Here is a 19,327-nt window from a genome sequence, read left to right as displayed (position 1 = left end):
TAAAAGAATGCTTGAGGAGATTTTGCTACATATTCCAGGAGACAGCAGGGAGGGAGAATTTTGGAATTATCAGGACGTTTTAAAAATGCTGGTAAGAGTATAAAAAGAACAGGTAAATTGATGCGTAAGAACTATGCAGCCTATCTCTTTTTACTCCCGAAATTGATTCTATTTACATTGTTTATTGCCATACCCGTAGTTTGGGCATTTGTTTTATCATTTGAGGAATATCGCATAATGGATGCTAACAATTGGGTTTGGTTCGATAATTATAAAAAAGTATTTGAAAGTGATGCATTTAAGCAGGCATTACTTAATACAACCATTTATACCGTAGTCACGGTGCCTTTTAACGTCATTACAGCATTAATTGCTGCAACCTTAATACATTCGTTAGGCAAATTTGCACAGAATTTCTTCCGTGCAGCATTTTATTTACCAACTGTTACGTCGATGGTTATTATCGCAATGGTATGGCGTTGGATGTATAACTATGAATTTGGACTATTTAATCATGTGATGGGATGGTTTGGTATGGAACCGATTAACTGGTTAGGGCAAACCAATTCCGCATTATGGGCAATCATAATTATGCAAATGTTAATTCCTTTTGGAGTTGGAATTATTCTATATATGGCTTCGATGAGCTCCATATCAGACTCGTTATACGAAGCTGCGACAATAGATGGTGCCAATGCATTTCAGAAATGGATCAAGATTACCATTCCAATGCTAACACCGTCGACAGTATACTTAACTCTTTTAAGTACGATTGGATCTTTCCAAGTGTTTACCCAGATTATCCTCATGACCGGTGGCGGACCAGGGTATGCCACAGAAACATTAGTACACTTAATCTATAAAACTGGTTTTAGAGACTTTGAATTTGGATTGGCTGCGGCACAATCAGTCGTGCTATTCTTTATTATTTTTATCATCTCTGTACTTCAATACAAAGTCTTAAATCGGAAAAGTTAGGAGGGGAAATACTTGAAGAAGCGATTTACACTCAATAAATTGATAGTCTATGTTTTATTATCTGTAGCAGCAGTTATTTCCCTTTTACCATTGTATTGGGTATTTAGTACATCGTTACAGCTTAAAAGCTATCAGGATGAAGAGCTAGACCGTCCAACATCGTACGTCAATGCAAACCCACCGAAGATGTATCCTGTTGGTATACCGGAATACTTCGAGCACTGGGGAAAGGCAAGAGAAGCTAAAAAAGCTGGAGATGCGGAAAAAGAAGCATACCACCGTGATATTATGTCCCATATTATCAGTGATACTTTTTCTGGCTTTACAAACTTATTTAGTAAAAATCAAATGGGATGGTGGTTCTTCAATAGTTTATATATTGGTATAGTGGTTACTATCGGGATTCTCTTATTGGACTCTATGGCCGGCTATGTGCTCGCCAAGAAGAGGTTTCCTGGGCGAAATCTCATATTCTGGCTTATCATATCCACGATGATGATTCCATCGCAGGTAACACTAGTACCAATGTTCATTATGGTTCGTGATTTAGGATTAATGGACACCCATTGGGCGCTAATTTTACCAGACTTATCCATGGTATTTGGTGTATTCCTTATGCGACAATTTATGCTCTCCATTCCAGATGAGCTAATTGAAGCAGCCAAGATTGATGGGGCGAGTGAATGGAGAACGTATTGGAAAATTGTATTACCACTAGCAAGGCCAGGACTAGCTGCACTTGGCATCTTTACATTTATGAACGTTTGGAACTCATTCTTATGGCCAATTATCGTATTAAACAGTGCTAAACTATACACATTACCAGTAGGTTTGAAAACATTACAGGATGCAAACTTAGCAGACTTCAAGCTACTGATGAGTGGTGCGGCCATAGCAGCAATACCAATGATCATCGTATTTCTTATCTTCCAACGTCACTTTGTAAAAGGATTGACTTTGGGCGGAGTGAAGGAGTAGTAAAATTGGTTTAGCTTAGGGTACTGGTAGGTTTGGTGATGAGTAACTGTTATTCGGAAACATCAATCCCTAATCTATGAAACCAATGCTACGGAAATTAAAATGAAACTTAATAGGATGGTATGCGAATGAATAAGTTATCAGCTTTGGTTACAGAAATGAGAAATGAGAATTCGATGACGATTGATAATATGTCTACATCGGAGATTCTGTCGGTTATTAATAAGGAAGATTTGAAAGTAGCTCTGGCAGTTCAACAGGTATTACCTGATATAGAGATGGCAGTAGAGAGAATCTACCAAGCATTAAAAAATGGCGGAAGATTGTTTTATGTTGGAGCGGGTACAAGTGGTAGGCTTGGAATATTAGATGCAGTGGAATGCCCACCTACCTATAGCACACCACCAGAGCTAGTTCAAGCTGTCATGGCTGGGGGAGCAAAGGCGATTGAAAAAGCGGTTGAAGGTGCCGAGGATAGTGAAGAACTGGGTGCCAATGACCTAGCAGAACGCGAGCTAACGGAGCTTGATATCGTTGTCGGAATTGCTGCTAGTGGCCGTACGCCATATGTTGCTGGTGCTTTGAAGTATGCACAGAAGATTGGTGCAGCAACCGTTAGCTTGACAAGCAATAAGCAGGCTGTCATCAGTCAATTTGCAGATGTGAAAATAGAAGTAGAGACCGGTCCTGAGGTCATTACAGGTTCAACGAGAATGAAGGCGGCTACTGCACATAAGTTAATCTTAAATATGCTTACGACTACTACCATGATTAAAATTGGTAAGGTATATGAAAATCTCATGGTTGATGTAAAGGTAAGTAATCAGAAATTAAGAGAAAGAGCGATTAACATCGTTTCAACGATTACAGGTGCCTCCTACGAAAAGGCTAAGGGAACATTGACACAATCGAATAATGAAGTAAAGCCTGCTATTGTAATGATCAAGGCAAATACAACGTTAGACGAGGCAAAGAGAGCGATACAACAAGCTAATGGATTTGTTCGAAAGGCGATTGACATTGCAGAAGCCAAAGGAGGAGTATAATTGATAACCTATCGTAGCTACCAATCTGGTGATGAGGTACAAATCGTACATGTATGGAATAATAGTCTAGGTAAAGACCCCATTACCCCGAAACGATTCCGTCATCTTGTATTACTCGATGCGAACTTTGACCCGAATGGTCTACGGTTAGCATTTGACGGCGAAACGTTAGTTGGTTGTATTTACGGATTAAGAAGATTGCTTCCTATGATTGGTACAGAACTGGAGGAGGAAAATGGCTGGATTACCTTTTTCTTTGTAGACCCGGATTACGAGCAGCAAGGAATTGGGTCGGAGCTAATGAAGCAGGTGGAGGAATTCTTTCAGGCGAATAATCGCAAAAGTATTTTCTTTGCATCGTATGCCCCGAACTATATTTTGCCCGGATTAGATGAGAAAACCTATCCAGGAGGCTATGCATTTTTACAAAAACTTGGGTTTAAAACACTCTATTCTCCAGTGGCGATGGACCGTAGTCTGTTAGATTTTCAATTGTCAGATGACATCAAACAATTGAAAAGAGAACGTGAAGTGGAAGGCTTTACGATTTCCATTGCACAGGATAAAGATGTTTATGAAGTCATTCAGTTTGCAAATCAACTGTTTAATCCGGATTGGGGAAGGGCTATCCGCGAAGGATTGAAAGAAGTTGTGCCACTAGAGCGTTTATTAATTGCGCGATACCATGATCAATTGATAGGCTTTTGTTTATATGGGGGATATGAAGGAATACCAGAACGGTTCGGACCATTTGGTGTAGACCCCTCTATGCAAGGAAAAGGACTTGGGAAGCTATTGCTTCATGAGTGCTTATTTCAAATGAAAGCAGAAGGGCTTCATCATGCCTGGTTCCTATGGACTGGGGAGAAAAGCTCTGCAGGATATTTATATTTAAAAACAGGGTTTAACATTACACGTCAGTTCCATGTGATGAAGAAAGATATATAAAAGAAAGAGAGTTGATCGCATGTCATATATGACTGGAGGTTTAACCATGCTAACGGAGATGTTGCCGATGTTACCTCCCTCGGAGAAAAAGATAGCTACCTATATTATTGGACACCCTGAAGAGGCGATCAATTTGACAGCGCAGGAATTAGGTAAACGAAGTAATACAAGTGGAGCTGCTGTCATTCGGCTCTGTAAATCACTAGACTTAAAAGGTTTTCAAGACCTGAAGTTTCGAATCGCAGGGGATTTACAAAAAACAACTGATGAGGGCTTTCGCGATATTAAGCCAAACGAAAGCCTACAATCTATTATTGATAAAATGACAATTAACAGTATCCAAACGATTAAGGAAACGACAGAGCTACTACGGATTGATGAAGTGGAGAAGGCGGTAGAGTTATTGTTGAATGCCAAGAAAATTCACTTTGTTGGTGTTGGAGCATCTGGAATCATTGCCAAGGATGCCGAGCAGAAGTTTCTTCGAATCAATAAAACAGTTCATGCCTTTTCCGATACCCATATGGCAGCAACATTAGTAGCGAATGGTAATGAGGATGAAGTAGTGGTTGGAATCTCATTCTCTGGTGAAACCCAGGAAGTGGCTAAAGTATTAGAGCTTGCTAAACAGAAAAAGATGAAGACGATCAGTATTACGAGATATGGTAGCTCAAAGGTGACCGAACAAGCTGATATTAGACTGTATACATCAGCAACAAGAGAACCAACCTTCCGTAGTGGTGCCACATCGTCACGAATTGGTCAATTGCAAGTAATTGATATTTTATTCATGCGGGTAGCGACCTTGAAATACGAGGAAACGGTAAACTATATTGATGTCACGAGAGATGCAATTGATTTTATTACAGCAAACAGTAAGAAAAGGTAGGATAAATGAGCTGACTCCAAATGGGTTGGCTTATTTTTGCAGATAGGGAAGTAGAAGAATCTTCCCCCTGCATAAGAAAAGCTACTACATTCGCTAAAGGACAGCGAATGCTGAGTTTTTCTAAATAGCATAAATTTAAAGTGTCTAGCTCCGGAAGTCGAGATACTAAGATCTCTATCTCCGCAAGATCAGGATTACCGTGCTTCTGGTTTAAGTCTAGTCCGTATATCGCAAAACGAGCGCCCTGCGCTTTTTTAATTTAAGGAGGTCATGATATGCACTATCTTCCTTGGGATGAAGCAAGATTGGATCAACTGGTAGCATTATGGAATCAAGAACTCGGAGCTCATTATCCGATGCGTACAGAATTATTTAGACAAAATAGCTTCCTAGATGTCAATGTTTCCTATGAATGCTCTAGAATGGTTGTGGATGAGGCAAATCGGGTAATTGGGTTTATGGTAGTGAAGTATATGAAAGAGAAAACAGAAGTAAGTATGCGTGATGATCTGGGCTGGATTCAAGCCATCATCGTTGATTCTGCCTATCGAAATCGCGGAATTGGGACACAGCTACTAAATCATACGGAAGCTCACTTCAAACAAATAGGTCTAAAGGAAATTTTGCTAGGACGAGATATGTATCATTACTTTCCCGGCATACCTAGTGAGCTAGCAGAAACAGTGGATTGGTTTGAAAAAAGAGGGTATCAGCATCAAGGAACAGAAGTAGACTTAAGCAAATCCTTTACCGATTCTGAAACAGTACAAATGCCAACTATTCCAAATCTAGAATTTAGCATTCTCCAAGAAGCGGAAAAAGAAGATTTCCTCCAATTTCTACACCATTGTTTTCCTGGCAGATGGGAACATGAGGCAATTCACTATTTCCAAAAAGGTGGAACAGGTCGTGAGTTTGTTGTGGAAAAGGAAAATGGGCAGATAATCGGATTTTGCCGAATTAATGATGCCGAGTCCCCTATTATAATGGGAAATATAAATTGGACACCACTATTTCCAGGGAAAGTCGGAGGGATTGGTCCCCTTGGAGTCGATGCCAAGAAAAGAAAAAGTGGCTATGGTATAGCAGTTGTTCAAGCCGGGATTGCGTTTCTACGGGCTAGAGGGGTTAACCAAATGGTTATTGATTGGACTGGATTGGTCGATTTCTACCGAAAGCTCGGCTTTGACGTATGGAAAAGCTATCAATCCTATAAAAAGGAGATGTGATTATGCATGCTAAAGTACTAGATTTTTTGCAAAAGGAAATTGAATTACAGCATATACCAGGTGCGGTTATTCATGTTTCCAATAAGGGAAAGGTCATCATGCAAGAGGCGGTAGGTAATCGTGTTGTCTATCCAGAAAAAGCGCCTATGCAACTAGATACGTTATTTGACCTTGCCTCTCTAACCAAAGTTGTAGCCACATTACCAGTTATCCTGAAACTAATGGACGACGGGGAAATTAGACTGGATGACCGAGTATCCTTTTTCCTACCTGACTTTGCTAGCGAAGGGAAGGAGCATATAACATTACGTCATTTACTCACGCACACTTCTGGTCTACCAGCACATGTGGAATACTTCAAAGAGAAGCTCGGCAAAGAACAAGTAATCGAGCGTATTTACCAACAACCTTTAGTCTATCCAACAGGGGAAAAGGTTGTATACAGTGACCTTGGATTAATTATGTTATATCAGGTGATTGAGAAAGTAACCGGTGAGCTATTTGAAACATTTGTAGGGCGTGAAATATTTGCGCCATTAGAAATGGATGAAACAGGATTTAATCCATGTTTTAGTGAAGAAAGGTATGCAGTTACGGAATATAATGAGACGTTAAAAGCGTATAAATCTGGTATTGTACATGATGATAACACTGAATATATGGGCGGAATTAGTGGTCATGCAGGATTATTCGCACCAGTGGGTGATTTAGTTAAATTTGCGCAAATGATAGAAAATAATGGTGTATTTAATGGTAAGCAACTGCTCTCTGAGGCAGCTATACAATTATCACGGAAAAATTATACAGCTTTTGATGAAGAATATCGTGGTTTGGGCTGGATGTTGAAGGGACCAACCTACGCACCTTGTGGTGATTATTTCTCTGATGCTTCCTTTGGCCATACTGGGTTTACTGGTACTAGTATCTGGTTTGACCCAGCGGTAGATCTATCTGTCATCCTATTAACTAATCGTGTGCATTTTGGTAGGAAACCAGCCATTCTTCGTTTACGCCCAAGATTACATAATATCATTCGTAGTTATTTTTCATAGAGAGGGAGTAGTAGGATGCTGAAACGGCGATATGGGGATCGATCCAATTGGGCACGGATAATTGAACGTAGGTTTGCACAACAATATGTAGAGGATGAGCAATTTACTGGATATATGACATTACTCGATATGATCAAGGTCAGTGAACCATTAATTATTCGCTATGGAGAAGAAGAAAGATGTATTGTTGATGATGGCTATCAATGGCTATTTCAATTTCCCGAGAATCAGCATCATACAGTAACAACGACATTTAATTCGGCGGGAGAAATTGTCCAATGGTACATAGATATTTGCGTAGCAACAGGAGTGGAGAATGGTGTTCCTTGGATGGATGATTTGTTCCTGGATATCGTGATTTTACCAACGGGTCAAGTGAGAGTATTAGATGAGGATGAATTGGATGAAGCATTGACAAATGGCGTGATTACTAAGGCCCTATATGAATTGGCATGGAATGAAGTAAATCAGTTGTTGACGTTAATAGAGCGAAATGAATTTGGATTACTGGAGTTAGCCCAAAAACATAGGGAAGTATTAGAAGAGAAATTAGAGAAGCCATAGGGGATTAAGTTGTCTATTAGGTGAACTGTTTTAACAAAAAGAATTTTCAATTTAATTTATGGTAGAATGAAGTATGAACATTTAATAGAAGGAGTGAAAAATGGAAATGGTGGAAGCGATAGGCATTTTTGGCGGTTTTTTATCTTTAATCTTTGCATTGATCCCTATTGCACTTGCGGTTTTCGTATTAATTTGGTTGTACCAGATGAAAGTAAATAGTGACGTGCAAGTGAAACAGAATCAGGAGATTATTAGGTTGTTAGAAGAGGTTAGGAATAAATGAGTTTAGAGGCTGGGACAAAAGAATTTATTTTAAAGGAAAAACTGAATAGTGAGCAAGGACCCCGCTCCGGAAATATACTTAGCTTTCCGCGGGCGGCTGCCTTAGACTCCTCGTGCTACTTCTTTAGGGGTCTCACCTATGCCTATCCTCCCGCAGGAGTCTACGTATATTTCCGAATCTAGTATCGGTTTTACTTTTAATTCTTTTAGTTAAGTCCCAGCCTCACCTAATGCTATTGGATAAATTCATCTAGTATTGTATTGAATTTTTCATGATGCTCCCAGAACATCATATGTCCCCCTAATACTTCTAGTTGTGTTTGTGGTACATGTTTTTTCATGAAGTTTGTTGCAGTATCAGACCAATGCTCGGCAATTACTGTTAAAGTAGGTAACGATTTGCTAGCAATTGATGCTTCCGCTAGATAGTTGGAGAACATTCCCGATGCAAATAGATTCCCTGCTATGTAGTAAGGTGTTTTCATTGATTGCTCGACTAGCCAAGTTAATTCATCCTCCTTAAGCTCCCGCTGAATCATGACCCCAGTAGCATAGGCAATGATAAAATCTCGCTGCCCTTTTGGTGTACGTAATGAATTATATATATAGCTGCAATATCATCCAGTGCTCCTTCTACCCAATCCTCCGTATCGATAGACAATGATTTTGGTGGCATATCGATTAATACGAGAGACTTTATTCCTTCTGCCCCATATTGCTTCATATACTCCCATATGGTTAAACAACCAAACGACCACCCGACTAAGGTTACATGATGTAATTGTAGGTGCTCCAATACTTTCCGTAAATCTGTTCCGTGTGTTACATAATCATTTCCATGTACGGTTATGGTTGATTTTCCATGACTCCTTGGATCCATCACAATAACACGATGATAATTGGAAAAGTAGGCTACTTGCTTTTCAAACACTTCTGTAGTGAATGTAAATCCTGGAATAAAAACGATAGGATCTCCTTCACCAACATCTTGAACAAAAAGCTCAACACCTGAATCTACCTCAATATACTTACCAGGCATTTAATCCCTCCTTAATTCCTTTTTTAAAACTATATTCCAAAAAGGCTTTAAAAGAACTACACAGGATAGGTACAAGATTTTTTCTAGCATTTATTTAAAAGTTGTACATATATTTGTAAGAAAAGTAGGGCAAATTGTATGCGTTTACCATTGCCCAAACTTTTTACAAGAATGCATAAAAGGGGGGCAATGTATGAAATTGCGAAGTCGTTCTTGGTTAGTCCTGTTGCAATGTGTTTTGATGGGGGCGTTTATTGTCGCTTGTTCTGATGATGGCGACACAGGTACGAATACTGGTCAAGGCGGTGAAATTGCTGGTGATTTAGAAATTCAATATTTTGTCGGTGGGTATGGCGATTCATGGTGGAAGGAAGTAATTTCTGATTTTAAAGATGCCTATCCTGATGTCAATGTTATTGAACATGCTGGTCCAACGATTAATGATGAAATGCGCTCCAGATGGGTATCCAATAACCCTCCTGATGTCGTATATATTGATGGTGCTGGATCGAGTGAAACCCAAATGGTAGAAGACGGACAGTTGATGAATTTAACCGCATGGCTAGAGGGAATCGAACTAGAAGGTGGAGATAAATTATTGGATAGCTTTATTGTGAAGCCTGCTACCTATGATGGAGAAATTTATTCCTTACCATTAGTATTTGATACTTGGGGTACGTGGTATGATAAAGCATTATTTGAGGAAAAAGGTTATACAGTTCCAGCTAATTTCGATGAATTTATGGAATCAATGAGTGAGATAAAGGCTGGAGAGGGAATTGACCCGTTTGTGACCACAGGGCAACATCCATATTACTTCCTACGTGGGATGCTTTATCCTGCTTTTGCAGCAGCCGGTGGCGAGCAATTATTAGCGGATGTCATTACTGGAAAAGAAGGCGCATGGTCAAGTGAGCAAGTATTAGCGATTATGAAACGTGTCGAGCAAATGGCGACAGAAGGGATGTTTGACTCTGGGCTAGGTGCATTGAATCATACCCAGTCACAAATGAACTTCTTACTACATGAAAATGCATTTATCCCAGTTGGGTTCTGGTTGCCGAATGAGATGAGAAATGATATTCCTGATGGATTCGAATTTGGTTTTATCCCATCCCCAATGAATGCTTCTGGTGAGAAATATGCCATTGTACCAGATTTACGTCCATTAGCAATTGCAGAGGAAGCAGCTAATCCAGAAGCTGCAAAAGCGTTTGTTGCGTTTGTGTTTACAAGAGAATATGCGAGCTCCTTCTCCGAGCATACTGGAGCGATCATGAACTTAAATGGTGTTGATCTAACACAGAATGAGAATGTTCCAGAATACTTAATGGATGCCAATGCAATGATTAATGACCCCAATGTAGTAGAAATCTATGAAAAACCACATCCAATGAGTGCTGATTTAGAAACACCTATCGGGAATGCCTTAATATCTCTCATGCTTGGAAATATGACTGCTGAAGAATTCGTTGCAGAAGCAGAAAAAGCTGCTTCCGAATATCGTGCAGGATTAGAATAAGTTACGATGGACTGCTTCTCCCTATCCAGAGGAGCAGTCCATATGATAGGAAATGAGTGATCGGATGGTACAATCTAAAAAGCAAAAATATTGGTTTTTGGCATTTTGTTTAATTCCTACATTTATTCTTTTTGCCGTTTTCACCCTATATCCGTTATTTAGTGGCCTTTATTATTCATTTTTTGATTGGTCTGGGTCGTCTAGTAATAAGGAATTTATTGGTTTCAGTAACTATGTAAAGCTATTTCATGATGCTGTCATCCCAGATACAATTGTCCATGATTATTTTTTAGTTGTGACGAAGATTATCGGAATCATGGTTCTGGCCATGTTCTTCGCAGTAGCACTAACACAATTAAAAATTATAGAAGCACCCTTTTACCGAATTGTGTTCTTCTTTCCTAATATCATGTCTGTTGTCGTAATCGGGATATTGTGGATGTTTATTTATAATCCTAGTTTAGGTCTTGTTAATTCCGGACTAGAGTTTTTAGGGCTAGAAAAATGGGCAAGACCATGGCTAGGTGATGAGAAGTGGGCATTACCGAGTTTGGTTTTTCCAGCTGTGTGGGCAGGAATTGGACTTTTCATGCTGATGCTGATGGGTGGTATTGCGAATATCTCGAAAAGCTATTACGAAGCGGCTAAAATTGATGGAGCTACCGAATGGCAGCAATTTTGGAAAATTACATTGCCACTAGTTTGGCCACAAATCAAAGTTTCGATTTTATATATTGTAATAACGACATTAAACGGCTCCTTTATTCTTGTACAAGTTATGACAGGTGGAGGTCCAAATAATGCGACCCATGTGATGGGCTCCTATTTGTATCAGCAGGCATTCAAACAATACAACTTTGGATACGGAGCAACGATTGGTGTCATGATACTTGTTTTATCGTTAATCACCGTATTATTATTGCAATTTTTGATGCGCAGGGAAAAAGTAGAATATTAGTTAAGGAGGGATGAGCAATGAAGCGAAGTGTAGGGCAACTATTAGGTAGGGCAGGTATTAGAATTCCACTTATACTATGGACTATTGCTGTTTTGTATCCGATATTTTGGATGTTTTTAGGATCGTTTAAATCCAATGCAGAAATCTATCGTAACCCATGGGGATGGCCAGATACGTTAAACTTTAGTAACTATGTGCAAGCATGGACAAATTACAATATTGATGTGAGTGTATGGAATAGTTTACTGGTTACCGTAATAGGAGCAGCTCTTACTTTGATATTAGCAATTCCTACAGCCTATGCAATAGAACGAATTAATTTTCGTGGGAGTAGGGTTTTATTTACCTTGTATATTTCAGCCATGATGATTCCAATGGTGTTAGGCTGGATTCCGCTATTCTTCCTGTTAGCCCAATTAAATCTATTGGATAATATATTTGGCCTGGCGATCGTGTATGCTGTGAGCCAATTACCATTTAGCATTTTTGTCCTCACGAGCTTTATGAGTACCATCCCAAAATCATTAGAAGAGTCTGCCGCGATAGACGGACTTTCTCCTTATGGCATCCTATTTAAAATCGTTACACCACTTACGATGTCAGGCATTATTACCGTTACCATTATGAACTGTATCCAGTTTTGGAATGAATACTTCATGGCGCTAATCTTCTTACAGACTAATACTAATTACACGCTAGCCCTAGCAATCGACTACATAAGCAATGAAGCCCAGTACACCAACGCATGGGGAACCCTATTTGCCAGTCTAGTAATAGCAATAGTTCCAGTAATTGTACTCTATTCTATCTTCCAGAGAAGGATTGCTAAGGGAATGACAGAAGGGGCGATAAAGGGGTAGGTAGTGAGTACATCTCAACTTAGATTGGGGGTATTGTAGCGTGAATGGGACGCAGCTATATTCCGAAAGGTCGCATCCCCCCGCGTCCCGGTCCTATCTATTTCTCGAAAGGTCGCATCATCGCGTGCTCCAGTCCTATCTAAATTCCGAAAGGTCGCATCTTCCCGCGTCCCGGTCCTATCTCCTTCTCAAAAGGTTACATCAAATCGCACCCCGAGCCCATCCCCCTCCCCAAAAGGCAACTTCCCTCCCTCATGAATAAATTAATACAACCTCCAAAAAGAAAAATATAATTAATTACAGCAAAACTATTGAATTACCTAGTAAAAACTGCTATATTTTTTTTAGCATAAATCGACTTTTGAAAGATTATTGTAAAAAGTGATATGCACTACCTATGTTACATACATTAATGGGGAAGGACAGAACGCTTACTTTTATAGGAAGAAATGTTGTCGATTAATTAAGTAATTTTATATAGGTTTACCGAAACAGTACGCACCCAACGGGGAAGGAAAAAGTCTAATTGTAGACACCTTTACCTGGTAGAGAAGGGTGTATTTTTAATGCCAAAAATTATGACTGATTGTCAGTCTTCCCCCAAATACCATGCTTAAAAGTGAAGAAGCGTAGTGTTTCGTATACTTATAAGCTGGAGGGAAAAAGTAAATAGTATGGCAGAGTCTCGTGGCATTATGGGGGACTGTCCCCCCTCAGTTAGAAAAAGGAGGGATGCATGTTGGGTGTTCAAATGGTGCAATTGGAAAATGTAACAAAAGAATTTGATGATACTAATGTGGTAGATAATCTAAATCTAGACATTAGAGCTGGGGAATTTCTAACATTGCTAGGGCCATCTGGGTGTGGTAAGACGACTACACTTCGAATGATTGCTGGCTTTGAAAAGCCAACTACAGGTAAGATTCTATTAAATGGTAAGCAAGTAGATGAAATGGAGCCCTATAAACGGGAAGTTAATACCGTGTTTCAAAGCTATTCCCTTTTCCCACATATGAGTGTGTTTGATAATGTAGCATTTGGTTTGAAGATGAAAAAGGTTGGTAAGGAAGAGATTAAAGAGCGTGTCACTAAAGCGCTTAAGCTTGTCCAACTGGAAGAATCCGGAAATCGTAAGCCGAAACAATTAAGTGGTGGACAACAACAACGGATTGCAATTGCACGGGCAATTGTGAATAATCCAAAGGTACTTTTATTAGATGAACCGCTTGGAGCACTAGATTTAAAGCTACGAAAACAAATGCAGCTAGAATTAAAGCATCTCCAACAAACATTAAACATTACGTTTATTTATGTAACCCACGATCAAGAGGAAGCATTAACCATGTCTGACCGAATCGTGGTTATGAATAAAGGGAAAATCGAGCAGATTGGTCTGCCATATGAAATATACGAAAGACCACAAACACGTTTTGTGGCAGATTTTATTGGTCAAACTAATATTATCGAAGGTACTGTTCGTGGAATTAATGGTGAAATGGCGGAGATGGAGTACGCCAATAAACCGATTACAATTCCGAATACCGCTCATGTGACGAAGGATGAGGAAGTCATTATTTCTGTACGTCCTGAAAAATTAAAAATTAGCAGTACACCGATTGAAGGATTGAATAATGTAAAAGGTACCTTCAAGGAAAAAATCTATGTTGGCTCAGTGACGAAAATCGTAGTAACCATGCCAAACGGTGAGGATCTGACGGTTAATGAATCCCATGATAATATTGATGAATTAACCAATACTAATGATATCTATGTCAGCTGGAGCCCTAATAATTCGGTTGTTTTAAAAAAATAACATAAATTAAAATGAAGAGATTGGAGATGGGAAAGATTGAAAAAGTCTTTTGTATTTGCACTATTTAGTTTGTTGATTGTATTATTTCTAGCAGCTTGTGGATCTAATGGTGATTCGGATAATGCAGGTGGAGAGCAGGAATTAAGTGATGAACTAATCGTATTTAACTGGAGTGAATACATTCCCCAAGAAGTTATTGATGGTTTTGAAGAAGAGTATGGTGTAGATGTTGTATATTCTACCTACAATTCAAACCATGAAATGCTGACAAAAGTACAAAGCGGTACGGTTGCTTATGACCTAGTATTTCCTTCCGATTATTATGTGAAGCAAATGGTAGATAATGACTTATTGCTAGAAATAAATTTCGATAACATACCAAATTATGAGAATATCGCAAATGCATGGCGAAACATGCCGTTTGATGCTGAAAATAAATTCTCCGTTCCATTTATGTATGGATATGACGGAATTATATATAACAAGAAATACATTAAAGAAGCCCCTACTAGCTGGGAAGATTTATGGAACCCTGAATATGCAGGGAAATTAGTACTACTAGAAGAATCCAAAGAAGTTTCCAACATGGTACAACAATTATTAGGTAATGACATGAATGATCCAACAGAAGCACAATTAGAGGAAGGCTTCGAAAGAGTAAAAGAAATTATGCCAAATGTATTAGCATTTGATGCTGCACCATCCAGCCGTTTTGTTAGAGAAGAAGCATGGATTGGTCATGGTTATTCCGGATCAGCTGCTACGGCATGGTTAAAAAATGAAGACATTGACTTTGTTCTGCCGGAAGAAGGCGGCGTTGTTTGGTTAGATGCAATGGTAATTCCAAAAACATCAAAAAATAAATATACTGCTGAGGTATTTATTGACTACCTACTACGTCCAGAGGTAAGTGTTAAACTATCTGAATTTATTCCTTATGGAAATCCAAATGAGGCGGCTGTTGAGATATTACCAGATGAAATTAAAAATAGCCCTGGCTTAAACTTCCCTGACGAAGTAATTGAGCGTACGGAGTGGAATTTACCACTAGATTCAGATCGGACGCAATATATGAATCGATTGTTCCAAGAAGCAAAGGTTGAATAATGAAGTAAATAAAGAGGCTGTCAAAAGGCTCGGGGTCCCTCATAACATGATGAGGGACTATCCCCTTATAGACAACCTCTTCTCCTATGTCTAGTTTTTAGGCGCCAGAAACATACACATTTATAGTGTTTTATCTCTTTGGAAGGTAGGTGGAACATGTGAGACCAAGAACGAAGAAACTATTATTTTCGTTTTCCCTACTCGTCTTTTTATTCTTTTATATTCCAATTATGTTCGTTATTATCTATTCATTTAATGATTCTAAATTAGGAACAGTTTGGACAGGATTTACGTTAGATTGGTATAGCTCTATCTTTCAAAATCATCAACTGATTAATGCAACGATGAATAGTCTATATCTAGCAGTAATTTCAACTGTTATTGCAACCATTTTAGGGACGCTAGCAGCATTAGCGCTATATCGTTATACATTTATCGGGAAAAAGGCTGTTGAGTTTCTATTCTATATTCCAGTCGTCATTCCGGATATTGTCGTTGCGGTAGCTTTACTTGCCATTTATGGGATTCTAAATGTCTCGTTAGGATTAAATACAGCGATACCAGGACATGTGGCTATAACAATTTCGTATGTTATGCTTGTTGTACTAGCAAGACTTTCTTCCTTTGATAGTTCATTAGAGGAAGCGGCAAAAGACCTAGGGGCTAATGAGTGGCAAACCTTTTGGAAGGTTACCTTTCCATTAATCTTTCCGGGTATATTAGCTGGCGGATTGCTAGCTTTTACGATTTCGTTGGATGAATTTGTTATTTCGTTCTTTACACTAGGACCAGGTGATAATACATTACCAGTACTCGTCTATTCGATGGTTCGATTAGGTGTATCACCTGAAGTAAACGTACTTTCTACGATAATTATCGTAATCATGTTTATCGTGGTCACCATTGTTGGGCTAAATATGCGAAAGAAAGGGGATATGAGAAATGATTAGAAATTTTAAAAAGGCTTATTTATTGTTATCCCCTAGCTTATTTTGGCTAACCTTATTCTTAGTTATCCCAGTCATATTTATTGCAGTGATCAGCTTCACTACAAATGGTGATTTTGGTGGAATTATTTATGAATTTAGCTTAAAAGCCTATTCTTCTGCTTTTAGCTCGCTTTATGCAAAAGTGATTTGGCAATCGGTATGGTGGGCACTGATAGCAACGATCGTTTGTTTATTCATTGCTTACCCATTTGCCTATTTTATAGCTAATGCTGGTAAGTGGAAAAATTTATTGCTACTGCTTGTCATGGTACCGTTTTGGACCAATTTATTGATTCGTTTGTATGCATGGATTATTTTAATGAATAATCAAGGTGTCATTAATAATGTATTAATAGATTTAGGCTTTATTAAGGAGCCGCTTGCACTAATGTATTCACCAGGTGGCGTCATTCTTGGATTAGTTTACGGATTCCTTCCATTTATGATCTTACCGATATACTCCTCCATCGAGCAGTTAGATAAAACATACTTGGAGGCATCGGAGGATTTAGGGGCAGGACCGGTAAAAACTTTCCTAAATGTTACATTACCATTAACATTCCCTGGTATTTTGGCTGGCTTTATTATCACATTTGTACCAGCAATTAGTGTATTTGTTGTTACCGACTTATTTACTGGTGGTAAGCTATTAATGGTTGGGAATGTCATTCGTGATGCATTCTTAGTTGAAATGAATTGGCAGCTTGGTGCAGCACTTTCTTTATTACTGATGATTTTAGTGCTGTTATCCTTGTTGATATTTATGCGATTTACCAATCGGAAGGATCGGAAGTTTTTAGTATAAGATAGTGATAGCAAAAAGTGTGCTTCGGCACGCTTTTTTTAATTAGTTTTGTTAGGACTTTTGGATTAATTGTTTGTAATAAGATAGGTGTAATGTACTATTCGGTTGAAAAATGTCGAATTATGGAAAGTCTTCTAGTATAATAGGACCAACTATAGAGGTTTTACGAAAAAGGCAAACTTATCCGAAAGGGAAGGACGCAAAGCCGAGGGCCTAAAGCACTATTGTTATGGCAGCCTAGCTACCGGAGAAAACTGGGACTAGAGTATGATAGGAGGACCTTTTCTTTGGTTCTCCTTTTAATTAGCAGATGGGAAGAATAAACAGCTTTCCCGCCAGCATAGAAAAACGAACATATTCGTTAAAGGGCAACCAAATGAGCGTTTTTCTAATGTGATAGTGGACCTAGGTATTTTCGAAAACCTACTTATTTATATAAGGAGGTGTTTGAAATGGATGATAAAGTTTGGATTTCTATTCTAATGGTTGTTGTTTTTCTATTCATATTGCTATTATTCTTTCTTATTAAACAGGTAATTAAAAAGTATCAGCCTAAAGATAACACTACTATAGATAGGAACGAAGTAGAGAACCATCCTACTTTAACTAGTGTAACTCTAAGTGGAAATGACCAGGTAAGTGTAGAGGGTATCACCTGTTTTGTTGAATTTCTCGATGTAGATAATGAGAAATTGAATCCGAATTTTATACAGGGTGTTTTAAAAAATGTTAGTCTTGACGGTGTAACGTTTGTGTGTGATGTTGAATATCCGATAATCGATGATATGACCATAAAGATTCGTTTTTCCCTAAAGGATACGGTGTTTATTTTGAAAGGAAGAATCATTCGGAAGGAATTATATCAGGAAAGTGATCGATTTGGATATAGAGTAGTATTTACAAATTCGTATGAGGAAGACCGAGAATTATTACATCAGATACTAGAAAAGATATTGGTGGAGAAGCGAAAAAAGTTGAAATCTAATCGAGGATGTGGGGAGTCTATGGTCTAGTACCATGGGCTTTTTTGTTGATTGGAATGGAGTGAACTACAAAAAAGAATAATTTTTTTTAAAAAAAGATTAAACATCTATTTTTCATGCCGATATAATAGGTACAACATCATGATGATGTAAAAAATGTTTTGGCCAAACATTTTACTTTACTAAGTTAATAACTCTAATAGGAGTTGTTATAGATGCGAGCCATATGGATGTGACTCGCAAAATAAAAACAAAATACATGGAGGTATGTAAACATGATTATCAATCACAATATTTCTGCATTAAATGCACACCGTCAATTAGGTGTAAACACAGGAGCTACTCAAAACTCTTTAGAAAAACTATCTTCTGGTCTTCGTATCAACCGTGCTGGAGATGATGCTGCAGGTCTAGCAATCTCTGAAAAAATGCGTGGACAAATTCGCGGTTTAGAAATGGCATCTAAGAATGCTCAAGATGGTATTTCTTTAATCCAAACTGCTGAAGGTGCTTTAACTGAAACTCATTCAATTTTACAACGTATGCGTGAGTTAACTGTACAAGCGGGTAACCTTGGAACTCAAGAAAGTGATGATTTATCTGCAATCCAAGATGAAATCACTGCACTTATTGAAGAAATTGATGGAATTGCTGAGCGTACTCAGTTTAACGGTAAAGGCTTACTAGATGGATCTTTTGCTGCAGGTGAAAGCGAATTAGTATTCCAAATCGGTGCTAATCAAAACCAAAACCTTGTTGTAAACATTAATGATATGGGTGCTGAAGCATTAGAAGTAAAAGATATTGATGTATCTAGCTTTACAGAAAGCTCACATTTTGATGCTGCTGTAGGTAAAATTGATGCTGCTATCAAATCTGTTTCTGAACAACGTTCTGGTCTTGGTGCAGTTCAAAATCGTCTTGAGCACACAATCAACAACCTAGGTGCTTCTCAAGAAAACCTAACTGCTGCTGAATCTCGTATCCGTGACGTTGATATGGCTAAAGAAATGATGGAATTCACTAAGAATAACATCCTAACTCAAGCAGCACAATCAATGTTAGCTCAAGCTAACCAACAACCTCAAGGTGTATTACAATTACTTCGTTAATTAGTAGATTTTAGAGGTTTATAATAAAAAAATTGGCGTACCAGATAATAATTGGTACGCCAATTTTTTATTGTTATACTCCGTTTAAATCCTCGCCTTATTCCCTAAACAAATTATTATTTAATCCGATATTAATATTATGTAATTTACAACCTATATTAAAGGAGTTTCAT

The 19,327-nt window shown here is 38.4% G+C and carries 20 protein-coding genes and 1 riboswitch; of the genes, 18 read left to right on the top strand and 2 right to left on the bottom strand.

The window, feature by feature from the left end:
• Positions 1-60: 60 nt before the first annotated feature.
• The 9 genes from ACSKT4_RS05430 (at position 61) to ACSKT4_RS05390 (ending at position 7,967) form a co-directional block, all read left to right on the top strand.
• Entirely contained in the window at positions 61-978 is a 918-nt protein-coding gene (locus ACSKT4_RS05430; RefSeq protein WP_246521628.1) for a carbohydrate ABC transporter permease, read from the top strand.
• Between the two features lie 12 nt (positions 979-990).
• A complete protein-coding gene (locus tag ACSKT4_RS05425) occupies positions 991-1,956 on the top strand; it encodes a carbohydrate ABC transporter permease (RefSeq protein ID WP_186870353.1) in 966 nt (321 codons plus the stop codon).
• Positions 1,957-2,084: 128 nt separating this feature from the next.
• Positions 2,085-3,002, top strand: a complete 918-nt coding sequence (gene murQ, locus ACSKT4_RS05420) for an N-acetylmuramic acid 6-phosphate etherase (RefSeq protein ID WP_436262600.1) — start codon at positions 2,085-2,087, stop codon at positions 3,000-3,002.
• Complete coding sequence (locus ACSKT4_RS05415) at positions 3,003-3,950, top strand: GNAT family N-acetyltransferase (protein WP_465822949.1); 948 nt, start codon at positions 3,003-3,005, stop codon at positions 3,948-3,950.
• Between the two features lie 46 nt (positions 3,951-3,996).
• On the top strand, positions 3,997-4,839 hold the full coding sequence (locus ACSKT4_RS05410) for a MurR/RpiR family transcriptional regulator (protein ID WP_246521630.1): 843 nt from the start codon (positions 3,997-3,999) through the stop codon (positions 4,837-4,839).
• 275 nt (positions 4,840-5,114) lie between these two features.
• Entirely contained in the window at positions 5,115-6,068 is a 954-nt protein-coding gene (locus ACSKT4_RS05405) for a GNAT family N-acetyltransferase (protein WP_186870349.1), read from the top strand.
• A gap of 2 nt (positions 6,069-6,070) precedes the next feature.
• The gene (locus ACSKT4_RS05400) at positions 6,071-7,120 is read left to right on the top strand and encodes a serine hydrolase domain-containing protein (protein ID WP_186870348.1); all 1,050 of its coding nucleotides are present in this window, start codon (positions 6,071-6,073) and stop codon (positions 7,118-7,120) included.
• A 15-nt stretch (positions 7,121-7,135) separates the two neighbouring features.
• A complete protein-coding gene (locus ACSKT4_RS05395) occupies positions 7,136-7,684 on the top strand; it encodes a ribonuclease FAU-1 family protein (protein ID WP_186870347.1) in 549 nt (182 codons plus the stop codon).
• A 100-nt stretch (positions 7,685-7,784) separates the two neighbouring features.
• Entirely contained in the window at positions 7,785-7,967 is a 183-nt protein-coding gene (locus tag ACSKT4_RS05390) for a hypothetical protein (RefSeq protein WP_186870501.1), read from the top strand.
• Positions 7,968-8,199: 232 nt separating this feature from the next.
• On the opposite strand, the gene ACSKT4_RS05385 is transcribed toward ACSKT4_RS05390, so the two are convergent.
• Together ACSKT4_RS05385 and ACSKT4_RS05380 are read right to left on the bottom strand one after the other, a co-directional pair.
• The gene (locus tag ACSKT4_RS05385) at positions 8,200-8,505 is read right to left on the bottom strand and encodes an alpha/beta fold hydrolase (RefSeq protein ID WP_465822948.1); all 306 of its coding nucleotides are present in this window, start codon (positions 8,503-8,505) and stop codon (positions 8,200-8,202) included.
• Entirely contained in the window at positions 8,502-9,005 is a 504-nt protein-coding gene (locus ACSKT4_RS05380) for an alpha/beta fold hydrolase (RefSeq protein WP_465822946.1), read from the bottom strand. The genes ACSKT4_RS05385 and ACSKT4_RS05380 overlap by 4 nt, the downstream gene beginning before the upstream one ends.
• Positions 9,006-9,198: 193 nt before the next feature.
• Between ACSKT4_RS05380 and ACSKT4_RS05375 the strand changes: the two genes are divergently transcribed.
• The 9 genes from ACSKT4_RS05375 (at position 9,199) to hag (ending at position 19,154) form a co-directional block, all read left to right on the top strand.
• Complete coding sequence (locus ACSKT4_RS05375) at positions 9,199-10,527, top strand: ABC transporter substrate-binding protein (RefSeq protein WP_211742436.1); 1,329 nt, start codon at positions 9,199-9,201, stop codon at positions 10,525-10,527.
• Between the two features lie 64 nt (positions 10,528-10,591).
• Positions 10,592-11,485 carry a carbohydrate ABC transporter permease gene (locus ACSKT4_RS05370; protein ID WP_186870659.1) on the top strand — a complete coding sequence of 298 codons (894 nt, stop codon included), beginning with the start codon at positions 10,592-10,594 and terminating at the stop codon, positions 11,483-11,485.
• Between the two features lie 17 nt (positions 11,486-11,502).
• Positions 11,503-12,345: a carbohydrate ABC transporter permease gene (locus tag ACSKT4_RS05365; protein ID WP_211742437.1), complete on the top strand. Its 843-nt coding sequence runs from the start codon at positions 11,503-11,505 to the stop codon at positions 12,343-12,345.
• 736 nt (positions 12,346-13,081) lie between these two features.
• On the top strand, positions 13,082-14,158 hold the full coding sequence (locus ACSKT4_RS05360; protein ID WP_465822945.1) for an ABC transporter ATP-binding protein: 1,077 nt from the start codon (positions 13,082-13,084) through the stop codon (positions 14,156-14,158).
• A 36-nt stretch (positions 14,159-14,194) separates the two neighbouring features.
• On the top strand, positions 14,195-15,265 hold the full coding sequence (locus tag ACSKT4_RS05355; protein ID WP_211742439.1) for an ABC transporter substrate-binding protein: 1,071 nt from the start codon (positions 14,195-14,197) through the stop codon (positions 15,263-15,265).
• 158 nt (positions 15,266-15,423) lie between these two features.
• A complete protein-coding gene (locus ACSKT4_RS05350) occupies positions 15,424-16,215 on the top strand; it encodes an ABC transporter permease subunit (RefSeq protein WP_186870644.1) in 792 nt (263 codons plus the stop codon).
• On the top strand, positions 16,208-17,059 hold the full coding sequence (locus ACSKT4_RS05345) for an ABC transporter permease (protein ID WP_186870643.1): 852 nt from the start codon (positions 16,208-16,210) through the stop codon (positions 17,057-17,059). Before ACSKT4_RS05350 ends, ACSKT4_RS05345 begins: the two co-directional genes overlap by 8 nt.
• Positions 17,060-17,222: 163 nt before the next feature.
• Positions 17,223-17,308: riboswitch (cyclic di-GMP riboswitch) on the top strand.
• A 203-nt stretch (positions 17,309-17,511) separates the two neighbouring features.
• Positions 17,512-18,072 carry a PilZ domain-containing protein gene (locus tag ACSKT4_RS05340; RefSeq protein WP_186870642.1) on the top strand — a complete coding sequence of 187 codons (561 nt, stop codon included), beginning with the start codon at positions 17,512-17,514 and terminating at the stop codon, positions 18,070-18,072.
• Positions 18,073-18,317: 245 nt separating this feature from the next.
• Entirely contained in the window at positions 18,318-19,154 is an 837-nt protein-coding gene (gene hag, locus ACSKT4_RS05335) for a flagellin Hag (protein WP_186870641.1), read from the top strand.
• Positions 19,155-19,327: the final 173 nt, after the last annotated feature.

The organism is Ornithinibacillus liuyingii, from assembly GCF_055550225.1.
Note: the sequence above shows the minus strand (reverse complement) of the source record. Positions and strands in the feature narration are given on the sequence as shown.